We start from the raw sequence: 19,338 nt of genomic DNA, 5'->3' as shown, positions 1-19,338 counted from the left end.
TGCCATGAATGTCGATAAAGCCGTTTTCGCCTTCGCGGGATGCGTCGTCCTGCTCGGTCTCGCCCTCGGCACTTACGTCAATGCGTACTGGTACCTGCTGACGGCTTTTGCCGGGCTCAACATGCTGCAGGCCGCGTTCACCGGCTTCTGCCCCGCCGCGATCGTGTTCAAGAAGTTGGGCCTCGGCAGCGGCTGCGCGTTCTCCTGAACGCGCCTGAATGCAGCCTGTTATGCGGGGGAATTTGCCATGACCGACGACACCTTCATCGAGGGACCTCTCTACGAGAAGCGGAGGAAGGTCTATCCGCAATCGGTACACGGCACTTTCCGCCGCATCAAATGGGCGATCCTTTGCGTTACGCTCGGGGTCTACTATCTCTTGCCGTTCGTGCGCTGGAACCGCGGACCCGGCCTGCCCGACCAGGCCGTGTTGATCGACCTCCCGCATCGGCGCTTCTATTTCTTCTTCATCGAGCTGTGGCCGCAGGAGGTCTACTATTTCACCGGCCTCCTCATCCTCGCGGCCATGACGCTCTTCCTGATGAACGCGGTCGCGGGGCGGCTGTGGTGCGGCTACATGTGTCCGCAGACCGTGTGGACCGACCTGTTCTATGCGGTCGAGCGCTGGGTCGAAGGCGACCGGCGCGAGCGCATGCAGGGCGACAAGCACTATTGGACCCTCACCCATCTACGCAAGGTCGCGCTCAAGCACTTCCTCTGGATCATGATCGCATGGTGGACCGGCGGCGCCTGGGTGCTCTATTTCGCAGATGCGCCGACGCTCGTGAAGGAGCTTGCGACCTTCCAGGCGCCCTTCATCGCGTATCTCTGGATCGGCATTCTCACCGCGACGACCTACGTGTTCGCCGGCCACGCCCGCGAGCAGATGTGCATCTACATGTGTCCGTGGCCGCGGATCCAGGCGGCGCTGACCGACGAATGGGCGCTCAACGTCACCTATCGCCGCGACCGCGGCGAGCCGCGCATGTCGGTGAAGAAGGCGGATGCTGCCCGCGCACAGGGCAATCCCGCCGGCGATTGCGTCGACTGCCATCAGTGCATCAACGTCTGTCCGACCGGCGTCGACATTCGCCATGGCATCCAGCTCGGCTGCATCCAGTGCGGCCTGTGCATCGACGCCTGCGACAACGTGATGCGCGAGATCGGCCGGCCGCAAGGCCTGATCGGCTACGACACCGACATCAACATGCAGCGCCGGCGCGAAGGCAAGGCTCCGATCTACCGCATCATCCGCCCGCGCACCCTTATCTACGCGGCCGCGATCGCGATCGTCGGGAGCATCATGCTCTACACGCTCGCCACCCGCGCGACGATGGACGTCAACGTGCTGCACGACCGCAACCCCCTCTTCGTCCAGCTTTCGGACGGCGGTGTGCGCAACGACTACACCGTCCGCATCCTCAACAAGGGCCCGCAACGATCGTTCGCGATCGAAGTCTCGGGCCTGCCCGGCGCAACGCTTCGCGTTGCGGGCATCGCATCGAGCTTCGACGGCAAGCCCGTGGTCGAGGTTGGGCAGGATCAGACCAGCGAAGTCCGGCTGTCGGTGCAGGTCGGCCCGGCCGATCTGCCGAGGACTTCACGCGACGTCGATATCGCCATCACCGACATGGCCAGCGGCGAGCGCGCGGCTGCCCGCGACCATTTCGTCCCGGGTGACCAATAGCCACCCGGTAAGACATCGCCGGCACAGAAGAGGAATGGACGGTGTAGCCGCTCACGACCGGAACTGGAGGCGCCCACCGTCCGCCAACTCAAGCGAACAGCCGCTGCTCCCGCGTCATTGCAGGCCGGGTCGGAATGGCATCGCAGTCCCGTACCTCGTTCGTGATCACCTTGAATCGCACGAGTTCCGCCTGGCCAAAAGCGGTCGAAATAGCGACGTCGGCTGCATCCCTGCCGCGTGCGATCACAACGCGGCCGATGCGGGGATGATTGTGCCGCGCATCAAACGTGTACCAGCGTCCGCCGATATAGGCTTCGAACCAGGCGCTGAAATCCATCGGCGCCGGATCCGGCGGCACGCCGATATCGCCGAGGTAACCGGTGCAGTAGCGGGCCGGGATGTTCATGCAGCGGCACAAGGTGACGGCCAGGTGCGCGAAGTCCCTGCAAACTCCGATCCGCTCCTGGTGGCCTTCGGAAGCCGTGCGGTCGCTTCGCGCGAATTGATATCCAAACTTGATATGGCTGTGAACATAGTCGCAGATCGCCTGGACGCGCCGCCAGCCGCCGCTGATGCCGCCGAACGTCGACCAGGCCAGATCCGTCAGGCGCTGGGTGTCGCAATAGCGACTGCCCAGCAGATACACCAGCGCCTCGTCGGGAAGCCGGTCCAACGGGATCTGTTCGGCATGAGGCGCAACCTCGTCGGGCAACCCGCTATCCTCGATGATGAACTCGTTCTGAATATTGATTTGACCGACAGGAGCGACAAGCCGCGTGCAGACATTGCCGAACCCATCCTTGTAGTCCCTGAGCGCAACGTTGGGCGACACCCGGATGGCATGGTCGGTCAGAAGGTCTCCCTGCCTTGACGGATGAACGGTCAGCATCAGCACCATCGGCACGTCCTGAAAACAGTTGAACGCAATGTCGTAGCCTGCCCGGATCCTCAAGATCTTGTCCTCTCGCATCGCCATTGATGTTGATCGACAAGCCCAGCTGGGGTCATTGGTTCCGCGTGCGCTACCGCGAACCTGCTGAAATGCAAGGCACTTGTTCGGTGTGCACGCACAATTGGGCTCTTGGAACCGATACAGAAGCAGGCTCATATGGTGCGAGCCTGAGTACAACAGATGCCCCTCTATTCCGTCCACCACAGCACGACCTACCGCTACCGACAGCCCGTCAGACTCGGACAGCACCAATTGCTGTTTCGTCCGCGCGACAGCTTCGATCAGCGTCTGCTCGCATGCCGGCTCGCGGTGCGCCCTGAACCGTCGGAAATCCGCTGGATCCACGATGTGTTCGGCAATTGCATAACCCTCGTCGATTTTGCGGCCCCGACCGACGTGCTGGAATTCGAGACCACGATCCGGCTGGAGCATACACCCGAGAACGCGCCGGATTTCCGGATCGAGCCATACGCCCGCGAGCATCCGTTCGCCTATGACGAGACCGAGTTGCCGGATCTTGCACCGTACATGCTCCGGCATCATCCCGGCGACGTCGCCGTCGACGACTGGTTGTCGAAATTCATTGCGCCCTCGTCGAGCCGGCCGACGGGCCAACTGCTGATGACGCTCAACGAAGCGATTGCCGAAGGCTTCTCCTATCGGAGGAGAACATCGCACGGCACGCAAACGCCCGCCGAAACGCTCGAGCTGCAGCAGGGAACCTGTCGCGATTTTGCCCTGCTGATGATGGAGGCCGCCCGATCGCTCGGTTTTGCCGCCCGCTTCATCACCGGTTACGTCTACGTGCCCGACCGCGACGGCCCGGCAAGGCTGGGCGGAGGCTCGACCCACGCATGGTGCTCGATCTATGTGCCGGGTTCGGGCTGGGTCGAGTTCGATCCGACCAACGGGATTGTCGGAAACCGCGACCTGATCAGGGTCGGAGTTGCCCGCACGCCGGCGCAGGCGATCCCGCTTTCGGGGTCCTACTGGGGGGAGGCGGGCGACGAGCTCGGAATGGAGGTCGCGGTCAACGTGAAGACGGAGAGCGGGCCGGAGTCAGAGGAGACAGGCACGGCGACGCCGGATCGGGCTGCGGTATCCTCAACGGGACGTTAACGGGACAGCTCGAATTGATTCCGTGGCCCAACGCTATTTTTCCGATCTTTGCGGTAAGGACGATCTCCTGGGACGGGCTTGGCCCGCGTAGACGGGGACGACGGACGTGGTCGACATCGCGCATCAGACAGCGGTCAATCCGGCACCGATGAGGGATGCCGGCGCCGCGCGCGCGCTCGTTCCGCTCACGGCGATCGACCCCGGTCAGTGGCGCGCACTCGCGCAGCGCGCGATCGAGCCGAACGGATATTACCTGCCCGCCTGGGAGCTGGCTGTCAGTGCGAGCGCGCGCGGCCGTAGCAATGCCGCGGCACTGCCGGCATTCGATGGATCGTCGACGCGGCTGATCGGACTGATGCCGGTCATCTCGCTCTGGCGCGCCCTGAAGATTCCCCTGCCCGCGTTGGTGAGTGCGCATCCCTACGGCACGCTGTGCAGCCCGCTGCTCGACGGCGACGCGCCGATCGAGGCCGCCACGCGGCTGTTTCGGGAGGCCCGCGAGGCCGGTGCGCACGCGCTGGTGCTGACCGACGTCGCGCTCGACGGCGCGGCGATGAGTTCGCTGAAGCAGGTCCTGGATCGCGACGGCCTGCGGCCGCGTGTCCTCTCCTCCTACATCCGCGCCAGCCTCGATGCGACACAGGATGGTGAGACGCTGCTGCGCGAGGCGCTCGGCACGAAGAAGCTCAAGGAGCTGCGCCGTCAACGCCACCGCCTCGAAGAGCACGGTCCCGTGACGTTCGACGTTGCGCGCCGGATAGACGACATCAAGCCGGCGCTCGAGACATTCCTGCAGCTCGAAGCCGGCGGCTGGAAGGGCAAGCGCGGCACCGCGCTGGTCCAGCATGCGGGAGATGCGACCTTCATCCGCCGCGCCGTCCCCGCGCTGGCGGAGACCGCACAATGCGAAATCGTCACGCTGCGCGCCGGCGCGACGCCGGTCGCCGCCGGCATCGTGCTGCGCCACCAGAATCGCGCCTTCTTCTTCAAGCTCGGCATCGACGAGCGCTATGCCAAATATTCGCCGGGCGTGCAGCTCACGCTCGACCTCACCCGGCATCTCTGCGCCGATCCCGCCATCGCCAGCGCGGACTCCACCGCGAGCGCCGACCATCCCATGATCAATCCGATCTGGCGCGGGCGTTTTGCCGTCGGTGACGTCCTGATCCCGCTGCGGCGGCACGATCCCATAGTGGCGCTCATTCACGCCGCGGTTGCAGCCCACGGCGCCGCCTACGAGGCGGCGCGGCGCGCGGTCCATCTGCTCCGCAGATAGACCAGCTATTCTGCGGCCTGCGCGTTGATCTCCGCCGAGACCTGGCGGATGGCGCGGGCGAGCAAGTTGGGATCCTGTGCGCCGGAGACGGCGTATTTCTGCGCGAAGACGTAGGTCGGCACGCCGGAGATGCCTTTCTCTGCCGCCTCCTGCGCGTCGGCCGAGACGCGCGCGACGTCCTCGTCGGTGGCGAGGCGCTTGCGCACGTCCTCTGCATCGAGGCCGACATCAGCGGCCGCCTGCACCAGCACGTTGACGTCGGTGAGGTCGCCACCATCCCGGAAATACAGCTCCATCAGGCGCTGCTTCATCTCGGGCGCCTTGCCGATCGCCTCCGCCCAGAGGATGAGGCGGTGGCAGTCGGTTGTGTTGGGCTGGCGCGCCACGAGCTCCGGCTTGTAGACGAGACCTTCTTCGCTCGCTGCGGCAACGACGCGCCCCGCAATGCCCTTGTAGGCTTCGACCGAGCCGAACTTCTGGGTGAGATAATCGTCACGGCTGATGCCCTCGCGCGGCACCCAGGGATTGAGGAAGAAGGGACGGAAGTTGAGCTTGACGGGAACGTCGGGCACCAGCGCCAGCGCGCTCTCGATCCGGTGCTTGCCGATATAGCACCACGGGCACACCACGTCGGAGACGACGTCGATCTGGAGCGGTTTCAGCGTGCTCATGTCAGCGCCTCCTTCGGGCAGGTCACGGGTTCGCCCAAAGATAAGCAGAACCCGCCCCGAGGCAAGAGCGCTACTTCATGGCTGCCGCCATCTGCTTCAGCCGCTCGGCGGTGCGTTCGTCCGCCGGGAAGAACGTCTCGAGTGCCAGCTCCGACAGCGTGATGTCGACGGGCGTGCCGAACACCATGGTGGTGGAGAAGAAGCTGAGGATCTCTCCGCCCTGCCGGAGCTTGAAGGGAATGGCGACATTGTCGGCTGACAGCGGCGCCGAGCGCGCCGGGAGCGGATAGCTCTTCAGGTCGTTGTAGAGCCTGATCAATTCAGGATCGGCCGTCGCCTCGCATTGCCGGTGCAACCGCTCCAGCAGGTGCCCGCACCATTCGGCGAGATTGACCGTGCGCGGCGCCAGCGCCTCGGGATGGAAGGCGAGCCGCAGCACGTTGAGAGGCTGGCCGAGCAGATGCTGCGGAATGCCGTCGAGCAGCGGCGCCACCATGCGGTTGGCGGAGACCAGATTCCAGTGCCTGTCCACCGCAAGCGCAGGGTTGGGCTCATGCGCTTTCAGGACAAGGTCGATCGCCTGGCGGGCTGATTTCAAGGCGGGATCCTCCAGCGGGCGCTGCGGAAAGGCCGGCGCGAAACCGGCCGCGACCAGCAGCACGTTGCGTTCGCGCAGGGGGACGTCGAGCCGTTCGGCCAGTCTCAACACCATGTCGCGCGAAGGCGCAGCGCGGCCGGTCTCGACGAAGCTCAAATGCCGCGCCGAGATCTCGGCTTCGCCGGCGAGATCGAGCTGGCTCATGCGGCGGCGCTGCCGCCATTCGCGCAAATGATCGCCGACATGGAGCGGCTGGCTGCGTTCGGTCCGTGCGGTGGAGGCATGTGCGTTCATGGCCGGAAACCTACCATGCGGAATTCCGCGCTTCCATTACCGGCGAGGTAATCGAATTCGGACGCAGAGGCGAGCATCTTCGGTCGCAACAGGAGAGATGACCATGTTCGCGCTGTTGCTCTATCGGACCCTCGCAGACCACGTTTTGCCCTGGGTCATGGCGTTCGCAACCCGGATGCTGGCGCGCAGCCTCAACATGCCGGAGCCGCTGCTGCATTCCACCGGCGACTATGTCGTCGCGCAGGTTACCGCCTTCGAGCACAGCGTCGGGAGAAGCCTCTCCCCGTTCCGCCTCGCCCGCCTGCTGCGCGCCCGGTGGCGCGGTCGGCATTGAGTTCCACCCCGAGCCCACCCCAACCATGGAGACCCCTGATGATCGATGCATCCACCTTCCTGCGCCGCGCCCTCTTCGCCGACGCCGTCTTCAGCGGCGTTGCCGCGCTCGGCTTTACCTTTGGTGCAGGCGCGTTCGCGACACTGTTCAATCTGCCCGAAGCATTACTGCTCGAAGCCGGCCTGTTCCTGATCGCCTACACCGCGTTGGTCGGCTGGCTTGCCTCCCGTGCCACTCTGGCGAAACCGCTCGTCCTGCTGGTCGTGGTCGGCAATGCGGCCTGGACCGTCGGCAGCATCGCGCTGCTGCTCTCCGGCGCGGTGTCGCCGAACCTCGCCGGCATGCTCATGGTCGTCGCACAGGCGATCGCCACCGGCGTGTTCGCCGAGCTGCAATATGTGGGATTGAAGAAGAGCGGGCGCGCCGTGGCGGCGGCGTGACAGGTCGATCCCAGTCATTCCGGGCTGGTGCGTGAGCACCAGACCCGGAATCTCGAGATTCTCAGGCGCGCAGGAGCGCTCCTGAGTTCGATGCTGCGCATCGCGCCGGAATGACTTTCTTGAATTCCGCGGCTAGGCCCGCGCGCGACCGTTGGGCTTGCCGACGGCGTGGCCGTTGAGTTTCTTCTTTTTGGCGGCCTTGGTCTTCGAACTCTTGGCGCCCGCCTTCTGCGCCTTGCGCTCGGCGCGCGCCTTGACCTTGGCGGCTTCCGCCCGCGCTTCGGCGCGCTGCTTCTTGCGCTTCTTCTCGCAGGAATCGCACTTGCAGCCGATCGGCTTCAAGTAAGCTTTGAAATAGTCGGTGCCGTAATCGTAATTGATCTCGTCACCCGGCTCGATGTTCCTGATGGCGCGGATGTAGACTTTGCGCTCGCGCGGGCGGACGTCGGATTCGGCGTTCGGCCGGCAGGAATGGTTGATGTAGCGGGCGAGGTTCTTGCGCACCGAACCGTCGATGGTCCAGCGCCCGTTGAGCTCGAACAGATATTTGTTCTCGATCTCGTCCTGCTCGGGGATCTTGGAATCCAGGATCGGCCCGAAATAGCGGATGATCCGGGTCCCCTTCTTGATCGGCTTGGTGGCGAAGAGGCCAAGCCCGGTCTTGGAGCGGCCGACGCGATAGGGTTTGTTTGAGATGGCTGGCATGATCGAGAGGTTGAGGACGACGAGCTGGATGAGCTTGAGGCGAAGCCGCTCTTCTAGAACGATTCCGCGCCGGTGTCAGGACTATCCAGCCGCCGTTTGAACCTTGCCCACAATCAAGACGTCTGATGGGGACGGAGTTCCCACACCATTGAAGCCTCACATGAACCGGATCACTGCAACAGGCTTGGCCGTCTTGATGACCTGCCTCGGCCTGAACAGCGCCAACGCCCAATCCGTGGGCAGCAGCTACAGCTCGACGGCGCCGAAGGATTGCCGCCAAATCGGCAAGCCCAGCGACCTCGACGGCAGCACCACGCGGGTCTGCCCCGGCAAGGGTGGGCTCGTGGTGCTGATCGCCGAGGATGATCTGCGCGAAGTCGTCTCCGTCGGCCGCAATCGCAAGCAGGCGGCCGAGGAACCGGCCGCCAATGTCTGGTTCGCGCCGTTCAATTCATCGCAAACCACCATCGAATGGCGCAATGCCGGTGCAAGGCCGTTTGCGATGATCCAGCGCTGGCATATCGCCGACAATTCCGATCCCGACAGGCAGGGGCGGCCGAGCACCAAGGCCATGCTCGTGGTGACCCGGCTTCCGCCCGGCCCGGTCTGCCATGTCGCCTATGTCGACGCAATCGCCAACCCCACCGCCAATGAGATCGCCCGCAAGGCCGCAGACGAGTTCGCCCGCGGCTTCACCTGCGGCAAGGATCAGGTGAAGATCATCGGCGCACCCGGCCGCGCGGTCGAGCTGGCGACGATGCGCTAGCCTCCCGTCTTGGCGCGCCGATAGCGTGCCAGGAGCCGCTCGCCCTTCGCCGCAATACGCCGCGCAGCCGCCACCGTCTTTGGAACAGGCTCGCCCCAAGCATGGGCCGATAGCGCGTGGCGGGTCGGCTGCCCTTTCGCATCGACCAGCGGCGGCAGCTTCGCGCGGCCATAGAAGCGCACGGCCCAGCTGCCCTTCCGCCGCATCTCCTGCGGGGTCATCTCCGACTCGCTCTTGGTGACACCCGGGCGCAAATGAGCACCCTGCTTGCGCGCAAACGCCTTGCGGCCCGCCGCGGTCAGGCCGCCGCGCGGATCCTTTTCGCGCGCGGACGCGCTGCGCTTGCGTGACGACTTTGCCGTCTTCTTTGCAGTGCGCTTGCGGGTCTTCTTCGCAGATTTTTTCTTTGACGCTTTCGACTTCGGGGCTTTCTTGGAGGTCTTTTTCGAGGCCATGCGCATGTTGTCCACGAGGTTGGGATAGCGGCGGCCGGCGCGGCGGGCGCGGGCCTTCGCCGCCGATTTCTGCGCAGGGCTCAGATGCTTGGAGGTCTTGCCTGCCCGCTTGCGGGGATTTGAACGTTTCCAGGGAGCGCGCGGTGTTCTTGCCATGCGGCGTCAACGCCTGACCACGGCAAGGGTTGCTTGTCGTCCCGGCGATCAGATAGCGGGCGGCTTCGCCGCGACCGGTACCGTCAGCATCGCCTCGAGCAGCTGCTCCGCCGTCGTGCCCTCGGGCAGCCGCGCGAGGATGTCTTCGAGCCGACCGTCGAGCAGCAGCATGGTGAAGCCGTGCACCATGGCCCAGGCGCGCGCAATCACGGCGCCCTGGTTCATGGTCAGCGCATCCTCGCTGATCTGCTCCTGCCGTATCACTCCGATCGCATTCGCAAGTCCGGCGAAAGAGGCTTCGGCCGCCTCGTGCAGCGACGGCCGGGAATGGTCCAGGCGCTCGGTGCGAAACATGATGCCGTACATGCCGGGATGCGCCTGCGCATAGGCGACATAGGCCTTCGGCCGTGCCAATGCCTTCTCGAGCGGCGTCGCGGCCGCATCGCAGGCCGACGTCATCGCGGCGTTGAACTGGCGGAATCCGACGGCGGCGAGTTCGCTGAGCAGCCCCGTGAGATCGCCGAAATGATGGGTGGGCGCGGCATGCGAGACGCCCGCCTCGCGCGCAACCGCCCGCAAGGTCAGGCCGGCGAGCCCGTCTCGCTCCAGCACGCGTTCGGCGGCCTGGAGCAGCGCCTCGCGCAGGGCGCCGTGATGGTAGGGCGTCTCCGTCTTCGCACTTCTCGTGCGGCGCGGCGGTCGCGGTGCAGCAGCCGGCGTCGTGCTTCGGGGGCGTGAGCCTCGCGAGGTTTCGCTCTTGGTGTGGGTCTTGGCCATTTACAAGCTATATGACGCAATATTGACAGTGTAAAGATTTTGCTTGACCAAAGCGACGATCGGCGCTATCAGATCTTTACGATGTAAAGATGGGGAGGCTATACCGTGCAGCACGAGGCCATCACCGAACGCCGCAACAATCTCGGCCCGATTCCTTTCGAGGCCGATGCGCCTTCCCTCAAGATCATCGGCGAATTACCGCGCGAGCTGAACGGCACGCTCTATCGCAACGGACCTAATCCGCAATTCGAGTCTCCCGGCGCGCACTGGTTCGTCGGCGACGGCATGCTGCACGCCTTTCATCTCGAGAACGGCCGCGCCAGCTACCGCAACCGCTGGGTCCGTACGCCGAAATGGCTTGCCGAACACGACGCCGGCCGCGCGCTGTTCGGCGGCTTCGGCCGCAAGCTGCCGGATGCGCCGCAAGACCTCACCGACGGCGGCGTCGCCAATACCAACATCATCTTCCACGCCGGCAAGCTGCTCGCGCTGGAAGAAGCGCACCTGCCGACCGAGATCGAGCCGGGCACGCTGGCGACGCGCGGCTATCACAATTACCAGGGCCGCATCGCCGGCAGTTTCACCGCACATCCGAAGATCGACCCCGTCACCGGCGAATTGGTGTTCTTCGGCTACAACGCGGCGGGCCCGCTGACGCCCGCCCTCTCCTACGGATCCATCGACGCATCAGGCAAGGCGACGCGCTTCGAGCGCTTCGAGGCGCCCTATGCCAGCATGGTGCACGATTTCATCGTCACCGAAAACCATGTGCTGTTTCCGATCCTGCCGATCACCGGCAGCATGGAACGCGCGATGAGCGGACGGCCGCCCTATGCCTGGGAGCCGGACAAGGGCGCCTATGTCGGCGTGATGAAGCGCAGCGGGACCGCAAAGGACATCGTCTGGTTCCGTGCCGAGGCCTGCTATGTCTTCCACGTCATGAATGCATGGGAGCACGATCACCGCATCGTCGCGGACGTCATGCAGTTCGAAGAGGCGCCGTTGTTTCCGCATCCCGATGGCCGGCCGACCGATCCGGAAAAGTCGCGCGCCCGGCTCTGCCGCTGGACGTTCGATCTCTCGGGCAACACCGACCGCTTCCAGCAGACTTATCTCGACGATCTCACCGGCGAATTTCCGCGCATCGACGATCGTCGCGCCGGCCTGAAGAGCCGTCATGGATGGTACGCCTGCGCCAATCCGAGGCTGCCGATGTTCGGCGCGCTCGCCGGCATCGTCCATGTCGACGGCAACGGCAGACGGCTCGGCCAATACCTGCTGCCGGCCGGCGACACCATCTCCGAACCCGTGTTCGTCGAGCGCTCCAAGGATGCGGCCGAGGGCGAGGGCTGGCTGCTCGCGGTGGTCTGGCGCGCACGGGAGAATCGCAGCGACCTCGCTGTGTTCAATGCCACCGACATCGAGGACGGGCCCGCCGCATTGGTGCAGCTCGGGCACCGCGTGCCCGACGGATTCCACGGCAATTGGGTCGGGGCGGCGTAGCCGGCGGAACGACATCGCGAATGCAAAGAGATCTCCCATGTTCATCTCCCCGATCACCTCCCCGGCCACCGTGGGCTGCCTCGCGCTCCTCGCCCTGTCCGGGGCTGCGGGCGCATTTCAGATGATCCGGCTGCGGCGGAGCCGCCATACCGTCTTCAACGGCGGTATCTTGCTCAGTCTTGGTCTGTTAATCGCCGCCGCGATGCCACTCCTGACCTGGGACGAAATGGTCGAGATGGCATTGGACCAAACCGTTGCAGTTCTTCGTTTCCTGGAGGTCGCTTTCGTCGTCTTGACCTTGTAAGAGAAGGTTGACCCGGGGCTCCCTGTCTTGACCACCCCTGCTCTGCTTGTTGTGGCCCAAATCCCCTGCTGCAGGGTCTGAACCCAGCGTTCGGCCGCTTTTGGGGACGCCTGTGCCATCTCGCACCAGCGCCGTTGTCTTCACAAAGTGATATGCCGGGCATCGCCAGATCAAGTACGGTGCGCCGATCTGCGCCTTGCCCACGACCGCTAACCAGGAATGACGATGAAGGACGTATTCGCCCGCCTCGCCTCCGACCTCCTCTCCGTTATCATCTTCCTGGCCGTCTATCTCGTCACAGACAACGTGATCCTCGCAACGGCGGTGGCGATTGTCGGTGCGGTCGCGCAGGTGATCTATGCGCGCCTCAAGGGACAGCCGCTCCATTACATGACCTATGCGAGCCTCGCCTTGGTCATCGTGCTCGGCGGTATCACGCTGCTGACCAACGATCCGCGCTTCATGCTGGCAAAGCCCTCGATCGCGCATTTCGCGATCGGTGCGATCATGCTCAAGCGCGGCTGGATGCTGCGCTACATGCCGCCCGTCATCGCCGAGACCGTTCCGGAATATGTCACCGTTGCGGGCTATGCCTGGGCGGCGCTGATGTTCGTGATCGGCGCCGGCATGCTCGTGGTCGCCTCCACCGGCGATCTGAAGCTGTGGGCGTTCTATCTGATGGTGGTCGCAGGCGGCGCCAAGATCCTGGCCTTCGCCGTGCAGTACTTCGTTCTGCGACTGATCGTGACCAACCGCCGACGTGCCGCTGCCCGCGCCTAAATGCCCTACCGGAGGGTTAGGCAGGACATGCGAGTTGCGCTATAGGCTCGGCTAGGGACGGCCGCGGATCGTCGCGGGCCGCCGGAAATCTGCTCGGGAGACGGGAATGGCCGTAGACGGCAACTGGAATCTGACGATGACGACCCCGATGGGTGAGCGCCAGGCGACGCTGAGCCTGAAGGCCGCAGGGAGCACGCTCACGGGCACGCAGGGCGCGGAAGGCAATACCGCAGAGATCTTCGACGGCACCGTCTCCGGCGACAACGTCTCCTGGAAGGTCTCGATCGACAAGCCGATGCCGCTCACGCTCGAATTCACCGGCACGGTCTCGGGCGACAGCATCAGCGGCGAGATGGGCATCGGCCCGATGGGCAGCTTCCCGTTCACGGGCGCCCGCGCGTAAGGCCGCGCGCGGCACCGATGCGCGCGCTCCTCCTGATCGCGGCGGCGATCCTGTCCGTCGCGACACAGGCGGCGCGTGCGGACGACACCGAACCGGCGTGGCGCGCAAGCGCGCTCGCCTTGGTGCCGGCAGGCTATGTCGCCGGCCTCGCCTACCGCACCGACGGCTCGACCGGCTATCTCGCCATTAATCCCGCGCCATCGAACGATCCGAAGACTCCGGCGAGCGTGTACGCTGCGCGTCAGGCCCTCGTCGTCACGCTGACGCCGGACGCGACGCGCGCGGTGTCGGCCGAGATCAAGCCGCGCAACGATCCCGATGACGGTGACAGCGACTTCGCCAAGCTCCACACCGAGCTCGCCGGAAAACGCCCGTCGCTGCCTGATGGTACCGAGCCCTGCAGTCTCGGCGCCTGGTCCATCGACAAGGACCCGAACGGCCTCAACGTGCGCGCCGAGCCGTCGGTCAAGGCGCGCGTGCTCGGCACGCTGCCGCCGCCATACCGGCTGAAGCTCGGCGGGGCCGAGAACACGCCCGACGGCGGCTGGCTCACCGAATTCCGCATCATCGGCTTCAAGGATGGTTGGTTCCTGATCGAAGGCGCGAGACCGCCGGGCAAGGACTACGAGGACGAGAAGCGATATCCGCGTAATGCGCCAAAACCCTATGCAGGACGCGGCTGGGTCGCGTCCAACAAGGTCGGCGCGGCCTATGCCAATGGCGGCACGCGCATGGGCGGCCTGTTCCAGGCGCCCTTCGTCGACGCCAAATGGATGCCGGCCCAGCGCGAGCTCGGCGGAGCGCTCGACACCGACGGCGGCCCCAAGCGGCTCTTTGCCTGCAGTGGATATTGGGGCCTCGTCGAGAGCCACGACGGCATGCGCGGCTGGTGGCGCGCGCTGTGCTCGAACCAGGTCACGAATTGCAGCTGACGGGCATCGCGACCTCGCGCGCGCTCAAATCGTCATACGCGGGCTTGACCCGCGTATCCATCTTCTGACGAGCGATGGATGGCCGGGTCAAGCCCGGCCACGACGGCCTCAGCCGAGATTCAACTCCTTGAAGAAGTCGTTGCCTTTGTCGTCGATGATGATGAAGGCGGGGAAGTCGACGACCTCGATGCGCCAGATCGCTTCCATGCCGAGCTCGGGATATTCGAGCACCTCGACCTTCTTGATGCAGTGCTCGGCGAGGTTCGCCGCGGCACCGCCGATCGAGCCGAGATAGAAGCCGCCGTACTTCTTGCAGGCCTCGCGCACGGCCGGGGCGCGGTTGCCCTTCGCCACCATCACCATCGAGCCGCCGGCGGCCTGGAACTGGTCGACGAAGGAATCCATGCGGCCCGCGGTGGTCGGACCGAACGCGCCGGAGGCGTAGCCTTCGGGCGTCTTGGCGGGGCCTGCGTAATAGACCGGATGGTTCTTGAAATAGTCCGGCAGCGGCTCGCCCTTCTCCAGCCGCTCGCGCAGCTTGGCATGGGCGCTGTCGCGCGCGACGATCATGGTGCCGGTCATCGAGACCCGCGTCTTGATCGGATATTGCGAGAACGTTGCCAGGATGTCCTTCATCGGCTGGTTGAGGTCGATCTTGACGACTTCGCCGCCGAGCGACTGTTCAACCTGCGGCAGGTATTGCGCGGGGTTGTGCTCGAGCTCCTCGAGATAGACGCCGTCCTTGGTGATCTTGCCGAGCACCTGGCGGTCGGCCGAGCAGGACACGCCGAGCCCGATGGGGAGCGAGGCACCGTGGCGCGGCATGCGGATCACGCGCACGTCGTGGCAGAAATACTTTCCGCCGAACTGCGCGCCGACGCCGAGGCTTTGCGTCATCTTGTGAATCTCTTTCTCCATCTCGACATCGCGAAACGCGTTGCCGTCGGGCGAGCCGTGGGTCGGCAGCGCATCGAGATAGCGGGCGGAGGCGAGCTTCACCGTCTTCATGCAGAGCTCGGCCGAGGTGCCGCCGATCACGATGGCGAGGTGATAGGGCGGGCAAGCCGCGGTGCCGAGCGTGAGGATCTTCTCCTTCAGGAACGCGAGCAGCCGGTCCTTGGTCAGCACCGAGGGCGTGGCTTGGAACAGGAAGCTCTTGTTGGCCGAGCCGCCGCCCTTCGCCATGAACATGAACTTGTAGGCGTCATCACCCTCGGCGTAAATCTCGCACTGCGCAGGCATGTTGTTGGCGGTGTTCTTCTCTTCGTACATCGAGAGCGGCGCGACCTGCGAGTAGCGCAGATTGCGGCGCAGGTAGGCATCGCGCGCGCCTTCCGACAGCGCCGCCTCATCGTCGCCGTCGGTGATGACGTTGCAGCCCTTCTTGCCCATGATGATCGCGGTGCCGGTGTCCTGGCACATCGGCAGCACGCCGCCGGCCGCGATGTTGGCGTTCTTGAGGAAATCCAGCGCGACGAACTTGTCGTTCGGGCTGGCCTCGCCGTCCTCCAGAATGGCACGGAGCTGCTTCAGATGGCCCGGCCGCAGGTAATGGTTGATGTCGCCAAAGGCCGCCTCCGACAGCGCCCGGAGCGCCTCGCGCGACACCACCAGCATGTCCTTGCCGAGCACCTTCTCGACCCGGACGCCCTCGGACGAAATCTTCTTGTAGGGCGTCTCGTCCTTGCCCAGCGGGAACAGCGGGGTGTGCTTGTAGGGCGGAACAGGCTTGGACTGGTCGGGAAAGGCGGTAGGAGCGTTCATGGAGCGGATCTCGGGGTTCTGGGCCCTGGCGGGCCTCGGCGTAGAAGCGTTCTAAGCCCATTTTGGGTGGAAAATAAAGGGAGCGTGCGCGTGGGAAAGGCTTCCCAGAGATCGGGAAAGCGTTGGTATGGCTCGTGGAAATGCCTCTTCCCACCCTTGCGATTTGCGCCCGCCGACGCTTGAATGCGCGCCCCAAGGGGCTTTTCATCATGACATTGAATTCGAACGTCCGCGGCGCGATCCTGGTCGCCGCCGCCTTCATCGGCCTTGTGGCCCTCGCCTCGCCTGCGCGCGCCGATCGCTGTGACGACAGCGTCAAGGAGCTGGCGAATCAGATCGACCGCCTGAAGGTGAATTTCCGCGCCCGCAACGTCGTCTATCTCACGCACCCCGCGGCGAAGGAGCTGTCGGTCGGTTGCCGCGGCGACAAATATTCGATCGAGCTCTTTGCCAAGGGCGATCGCAAGCCGAAGCCGGAGTTTTACGCGCTGGTGGGCTCGATGGCAGCAATCGTCTTCACCGTGACCAAGGACGACACCACGACGGGCGCGACGCGGTGCCTGAAGCGGATGGGTCTGCTTCGCGGCGACAAGGTCACCATGCGCTACCGCCGCCTCAACATGGAATGCACGCGCACCAAGACGGAATCCTCCATCGCCATCACGCGCGGCAAGGACGAATAGGGCGCGCCTCGCTCTTGCTGCCGGCGCGGTGCAGCCGTGCTGTGCCGCGACGCAGCTCACACGCACTCCGTCATTGCAAGCATGAGCGACTTGTCCGCCGAAGCCTTGGCGATGGCGGAAGCAATCCAGTCTGTCGCCGTGGAGAGACTCCGGTTTGCTTCATCGCAAGCGCTGCTCGAAATGACGAGAAGAGATTGTCTTGCCCTCACCCAGCGTGGATGAAGCGCGAGAACGCGTCGCTTCCCCGCAGCAATTCCCTCGCATTTTAACAATTGGCTTGAAGGAAATTTCGCTCCTCACAGGGCAGGCTTGATTGTTTCCACATGTGAGGGTTTGCGAATGAAGGTTTCCACCGTTGCGCCCCCGCCGATTGCGGTCGTGGTTCCGAACTACGACACGGTCAAGCCGCAGGACGATCAGACCAAGGCAAAGGACGAGAATCCGACCTTCAAGCCGCAGCCGCCTGCGCCGCTGCCGCCGGGTCAGGGCACGCGGATCGATCAGCTCGCCTGATCAGGCTCGGCCAGGCTGAAAGCGCGATCGGTCGATCGGGCTCTTCCTGCGTCCGCATTTTTGCCGGATAGCTGAACCCATCTCGTGCGCGCCCGAGGCCGGCTAACCATCCAGCTCGCGATAGCGGCGGAAAATGCCCTGCTCGTTGAACGGAATGCGGCGCTCGCTTGCGAGATAGGCCCTGATGTTCGGCCGCGCGGCGATGCGCTCGTGCAGGCCGACAAGGCCCGGGACATCCGCCTCGAACGCCTTCATGCGCTTCGGGAAGGCATAGCGCAGCCCGTCGACGATCTGGAACAGCGAGAGGTCGACATAGGTCAGGCGGCGACCCGTCACATAGGTGCCGCCGCTATCGGCGAGAAGCCGCTCGAAATAGCCGAGATATTTCGGCACGCGCTCGTCCCAGAAATCGGCCGTGCGCTTCTTCGCCGGCGCCTTCTGGTCCTCGTAATAGAGCGAGGGGCCGAGCGGATGATGTGTGTCGTGGATCTCGACGATGAGGTCCGTGATGGTGAGCTGAAGCTGGTGCACCCAGAGCCTGCCGGCTTCCGTCTTTGGCGCAAGCCCATGGCGGGCGCCGAGATAGAGCAGGATGTTGGCCGTCTGGCCGATGACCAGCCTGCCTGCTTTCAGGAACGGCGGCGCAAAGGGCGGCGTGCCCTTCGCGTCCATCATCTTCATCATCTCGGCCGTTCCGCGCGGACCACGTGCGACATCGACGTAATCGGCCCCTGCCTCCTCCAGCGCCAGCCGCACATATTCACCGCGGCCCTGGATCTCGGGCCAGTAGTAGAGCTCGTATTTCATGGGATGGGTCCGTGCACGTGGGCGACGGAACCAATGTATCACTCACCGCGAAGTTCCATCAGTGTCGCGCGACGCTGCCCGCGATTGATGTGAGGATTGCGCTCAAAGAAAAAGGGCGCCGTGCGGAAAGCACGACGCCCTGATTTCTGAGGTGACAGCGGATCAGTTGGTCTGCTGGATCGCCGACAATTCCCAGCCGCCGTTCGGGCGACGGGCGAAGGTCCAGACTTCGGTCGCCTCGCCCGGCTGCTCGCTGCCGGCGACGACGGCGCCGGTGTTACGGTCGACCGTCTTGTCGGTGAGCGCGAAGCGCAGCGCCACCGTGGCGTAGTCGGTCTCGCCTTCGCGCCAGGCTTCGGCGAGGTCGCCCTGCAACAGCTTCACATTGGTGACCTTGTTGACGACGTTGCGGGCGCGGTTCTGGGCGAGGTCCTGCTCGAAATAGGAGACCATTTCCGGCGTCGCGAGCGTGTGCAGCTTGGCCACGTCCTCGTTCGACCAGGCCGCCTGGACTTCGCCGAGCAGACGCTCGAACGCCTCGTAGTCATCAGGCTTGATCTCGAGCGGCGCGTTGTTGGCACCGCCGAAGCCGAAACCGCCAAGTCCGCCGCCAAGGCCACTGCCGAGACCGCCGCCAAGGCCACCAGCGAGCCCGCTGCGTTGGTTCGTCTGCGGTCCGGGCGCTGCGCCGGCATCAGCATTGGCGTAAGCCGCCCGGGGGGCGTGCCGGCGCTGCCACCAGGACATCGCCAGCCGGACCACGAGCACCACCAGTGCGATCTGGATGATCAGGCCGAGGATCGAGGACAGGCCGCCGAGGCCGCCGAACAGGCCGCCGCCGAACAGCATGCCGAGCAGGCCCGCACCGAGGAAGCCGGCCGCAAGGCCGCCCATGAAGCCGCCGGCGCGACCGAACATGCCGCCGCGCGCAGGCGCGGAAGCCGCCGAGTTCATCCCTGCACCGGGCTGGGTGTAGGTGCGGTTGAACTGCGAGGTCGAGCCCGGCGCCGTCGTGGTCGACGGCGGCGCCGAATAGGAGCGCGTACCGCGCGAACCGGACGACATGCCGCCACCCGCACGGGCGTCGGCGGACGAGATCGTCAACGCGGTCGGCAGCGCAAGCGCCAGCACGACGGCGATCGTGTTGAAGAATTTGCGGGAGCGAAGCGAGAAAGTCATGTGCGTTTCCCAAATCCCCGGCATGGGGACGTGCCCCTAAGATGGGCAGACTTCCCGAAAAGTGAAGCCGGTTTCGGAACTTGTGGCTGCGGCCCTCAGTCGCGGGGATGTGGCAAAAGCCCATATTTGGCGGGCGCTTGGCAGGGTGCGCGAAAGAACCATGGTCGCTCGTTACCGGTGGTTTTGCGACGGAATTTCCGCTTTTCCCCGAGGACTTCGCGGAGCCTGCCATCAGGCCGC

Annotated in this window: 23 protein-coding genes; 14 read left to right on the top strand and 9 right to left on the bottom strand. The window is 64.9% G+C overall.

Features of this window, described 5'->3' with window-relative positions:
- The first annotated feature begins 4 nt into the window (after window positions 1-4).
- Both AC3WLX_RS20455 and ccoG read left to right on the top strand, forming a co-directional pair.
- Window positions 5-208, top strand: coding sequence for a YgaP family membrane protein (locus tag AC3WLX_RS20455; RefSeq protein ID WP_492337354.1), 204 nt, complete (start codon window positions 5-7; stop codon window positions 206-208).
- 39 nt (window positions 209-247) lie between these two features.
- Window positions 248-1,687: a cytochrome c oxidase accessory protein CcoG gene (gene ccoG, locus AC3WLX_RS20450; RefSeq protein ID WP_492337353.1), complete on the top strand. Its 1,440-nt coding sequence runs from the start codon at window positions 248-250 to the stop codon at window positions 1,685-1,687.
- Between the two features lie 88 nt (window positions 1,688-1,775).
- On the opposite strand, the gene AC3WLX_RS20445 is transcribed toward ccoG, so the two are convergent.
- Window positions 1,776-2,639, bottom strand: a complete 864-nt coding sequence (locus AC3WLX_RS20445) for a transglutaminase-like domain-containing protein (RefSeq protein ID WP_492337899.1) — start codon at window positions 2,637-2,639, stop codon at window positions 1,776-1,778.
- A gap of 180 nt (window positions 2,640-2,819) precedes the next feature.
- On the opposite strand from AC3WLX_RS20445, the gene AC3WLX_RS20440 reads away from it, so the two are divergent.
- Window positions 2,820-3,758 (top strand): transglutaminase family protein, encoded by a 939-nt coding sequence (locus tag AC3WLX_RS20440; protein ID WP_492337352.1) that lies wholly within the window; start codon window positions 2,820-2,822, stop codon window positions 3,756-3,758.
- A 106-nt stretch (window positions 3,759-3,864) separates the two neighbouring features.
- Entirely contained in the window at window positions 3,865-5,034 is a 1,170-nt protein-coding gene (locus AC3WLX_RS20435; RefSeq protein WP_492337351.1) for a GNAT family N-acetyltransferase, read from the top strand.
- 5 nt (window positions 5,035-5,039) lie between these two features.
- Here AC3WLX_RS20435 and AC3WLX_RS20430 read toward each other — a convergent pair whose 3' ends face one another.
- Together AC3WLX_RS20430 and AC3WLX_RS20425 are read right to left on the bottom strand one after the other, a co-directional pair.
- The gene (locus AC3WLX_RS20430; RefSeq protein WP_492337350.1) at window positions 5,040-5,705 is read right to left on the bottom strand and encodes a DsbA family oxidoreductase; all 666 of its coding nucleotides are present in this window, start codon (window positions 5,703-5,705) and stop codon (window positions 5,040-5,042) included.
- Between the two features lie 70 nt (window positions 5,706-5,775).
- Window positions 5,776-6,597: a helix-turn-helix domain-containing protein gene (locus tag AC3WLX_RS20425; RefSeq protein WP_492337349.1), complete on the bottom strand. Its 822-nt coding sequence runs from the start codon at window positions 6,595-6,597 to the stop codon at window positions 5,776-5,778.
- Between the two features lie 103 nt (window positions 6,598-6,700).
- Here AC3WLX_RS20425 and AC3WLX_RS20420 point away from each other — a divergent pair, with 103 nt between their 5' ends.
- Both AC3WLX_RS20420 and AC3WLX_RS20415 read left to right on the top strand, forming a co-directional pair.
- Window positions 6,701-6,931 (top strand): hypothetical protein, encoded by a 231-nt coding sequence (locus tag AC3WLX_RS20420; protein ID WP_492337348.1) that lies wholly within the window; start codon window positions 6,701-6,703, stop codon window positions 6,929-6,931.
- Between the two features lie 38 nt (window positions 6,932-6,969).
- Window positions 6,970-7,371 carry a hypothetical protein gene (locus tag AC3WLX_RS20415; protein WP_492337347.1) on the top strand — a complete coding sequence of 134 codons (402 nt, stop codon included), beginning with the start codon at window positions 6,970-6,972 and terminating at the stop codon, window positions 7,369-7,371.
- A gap of 132 nt (window positions 7,372-7,503) precedes the next feature.
- On the opposite strand, the gene AC3WLX_RS20410 is transcribed toward AC3WLX_RS20415, so the two are convergent.
- Window positions 7,504-8,076, bottom strand: a complete 573-nt coding sequence (locus tag AC3WLX_RS20410) for an SET domain-containing protein (RefSeq protein ID WP_291627383.1) — start codon at window positions 8,074-8,076, stop codon at window positions 7,504-7,506.
- A gap of 160 nt (window positions 8,077-8,236) precedes the next feature.
- Here AC3WLX_RS20410 and AC3WLX_RS20405 point away from each other — a divergent pair, with 160 nt between their 5' ends.
- Window positions 8,237-8,842 carry a hypothetical protein gene (locus AC3WLX_RS20405; protein ID WP_492337346.1) on the top strand — a complete coding sequence of 202 codons (606 nt, stop codon included), beginning with the start codon at window positions 8,237-8,239 and terminating at the stop codon, window positions 8,840-8,842.
- Here AC3WLX_RS20405 and AC3WLX_RS20400 read toward each other — a convergent pair.
- Entirely contained in the window at window positions 8,839-9,453 is a 615-nt protein-coding gene (locus tag AC3WLX_RS20400) for a DUF6321 domain-containing protein (protein ID WP_492337345.1), read from the bottom strand. The two genes, AC3WLX_RS20405 and AC3WLX_RS20400, sit on opposite strands and share 4 nt — an antisense overlap.
- 48 nt (window positions 9,454-9,501) lie before the next feature.
- On the bottom strand, window positions 9,502-10,230 hold the full coding sequence (locus tag AC3WLX_RS20395; protein WP_291627377.1) for a TetR/AcrR family transcriptional regulator: 729 nt from the start codon (window positions 10,228-10,230) through the stop codon (window positions 9,502-9,504).
- A 105-nt stretch (window positions 10,231-10,335) separates the two neighbouring features.
- Here AC3WLX_RS20395 and AC3WLX_RS20390 point away from each other — a divergent pair, with 105 nt between their 5' ends.
- The 5 genes from AC3WLX_RS20390 (at window position 10,336) to AC3WLX_RS20370 (ending at window position 14,152) form a co-directional block, all read left to right on the top strand.
- Entirely contained in the window at window positions 10,336-11,733 is a 1,398-nt protein-coding gene (locus AC3WLX_RS20390) for a carotenoid oxygenase family protein (RefSeq protein ID WP_492337344.1), read from the top strand.
- A gap of 37 nt (window positions 11,734-11,770) precedes the next feature.
- Complete coding sequence (locus AC3WLX_RS20385) at window positions 11,771-12,037, top strand: hypothetical protein (protein WP_492337343.1); 267 nt, start codon at window positions 11,771-11,773, stop codon at window positions 12,035-12,037.
- A gap of 225 nt (window positions 12,038-12,262) precedes the next feature.
- The gene (locus tag AC3WLX_RS20380) at window positions 12,263-12,817 is read left to right on the top strand and encodes an inner membrane-spanning protein YciB (protein ID WP_291627371.1); all 555 of its coding nucleotides are present in this window, start codon (window positions 12,263-12,265) and stop codon (window positions 12,815-12,817) included.
- Between the two features lie 106 nt (window positions 12,818-12,923).
- Window positions 12,924-13,220, top strand: a complete 297-nt coding sequence (locus tag AC3WLX_RS20375) for a hypothetical protein (protein WP_492337342.1) — start codon at window positions 12,924-12,926, stop codon at window positions 13,218-13,220.
- Window positions 13,221-13,237: 17 nt separating this feature from the next.
- Window positions 13,238-14,152: an SH3 domain-containing protein gene (locus AC3WLX_RS20370; RefSeq protein WP_492337341.1), complete on the top strand. Its 915-nt coding sequence runs from the start codon at window positions 13,238-13,240 to the stop codon at window positions 14,150-14,152.
- 108 nt (window positions 14,153-14,260) lie between these two features.
- Here AC3WLX_RS20370 and AC3WLX_RS20365 read toward each other — a convergent pair whose 3' ends face one another.
- A complete protein-coding gene (locus AC3WLX_RS20365; protein ID WP_492337340.1) occupies window positions 14,261-15,916 on the bottom strand; it encodes a fumarate hydratase in 1,656 nt (551 codons plus the stop codon).
- Window positions 15,917-16,125: 209 nt separating this feature from the next.
- Between AC3WLX_RS20365 and AC3WLX_RS20360 the strand changes: the two genes are divergently transcribed.
- Both AC3WLX_RS20360 and AC3WLX_RS20355 read left to right on the top strand, forming a co-directional pair.
- Window positions 16,126-16,599 (top strand): hypothetical protein, encoded by a 474-nt coding sequence (locus AC3WLX_RS20360; RefSeq protein ID WP_492337339.1) that lies wholly within the window; start codon window positions 16,126-16,128, stop codon window positions 16,597-16,599.
- A 339-nt stretch (window positions 16,600-16,938) separates the two neighbouring features.
- Window positions 16,939-17,112 carry a hypothetical protein gene (locus AC3WLX_RS20355; RefSeq protein ID WP_492337338.1) on the top strand — a complete coding sequence of 58 codons (174 nt, stop codon included), beginning with the start codon at window positions 16,939-16,941 and terminating at the stop codon, window positions 17,110-17,112.
- A gap of 102 nt (window positions 17,113-17,214) precedes the next feature.
- Here the strand turns inward: AC3WLX_RS20355 and AC3WLX_RS20350 are convergent, their stop codons facing one another.
- Window positions 17,215-17,919: a glutathione S-transferase gene (locus AC3WLX_RS20350; protein ID WP_492337337.1), complete on the bottom strand. Its 705-nt coding sequence runs from the start codon at window positions 17,917-17,919 to the stop codon at window positions 17,215-17,217.
- Between the two features lie 162 nt (window positions 17,920-18,081).
- Complete coding sequence (locus AC3WLX_RS20345) at window positions 18,082-19,122, bottom strand: Tim44 domain-containing protein (protein ID WP_492337336.1); 1,041 nt, start codon at window positions 19,120-19,122, stop codon at window positions 18,082-18,084.
- Window positions 19,123-19,338: the final 216 nt, after the last annotated feature.

The organism is Bradyrhizobium sp. FW305-F6, assembly GCF_058782905.1.
Note: the sequence above shows the minus strand (reverse complement) of the source record. Positions and strands in the feature narration are given on the sequence as shown.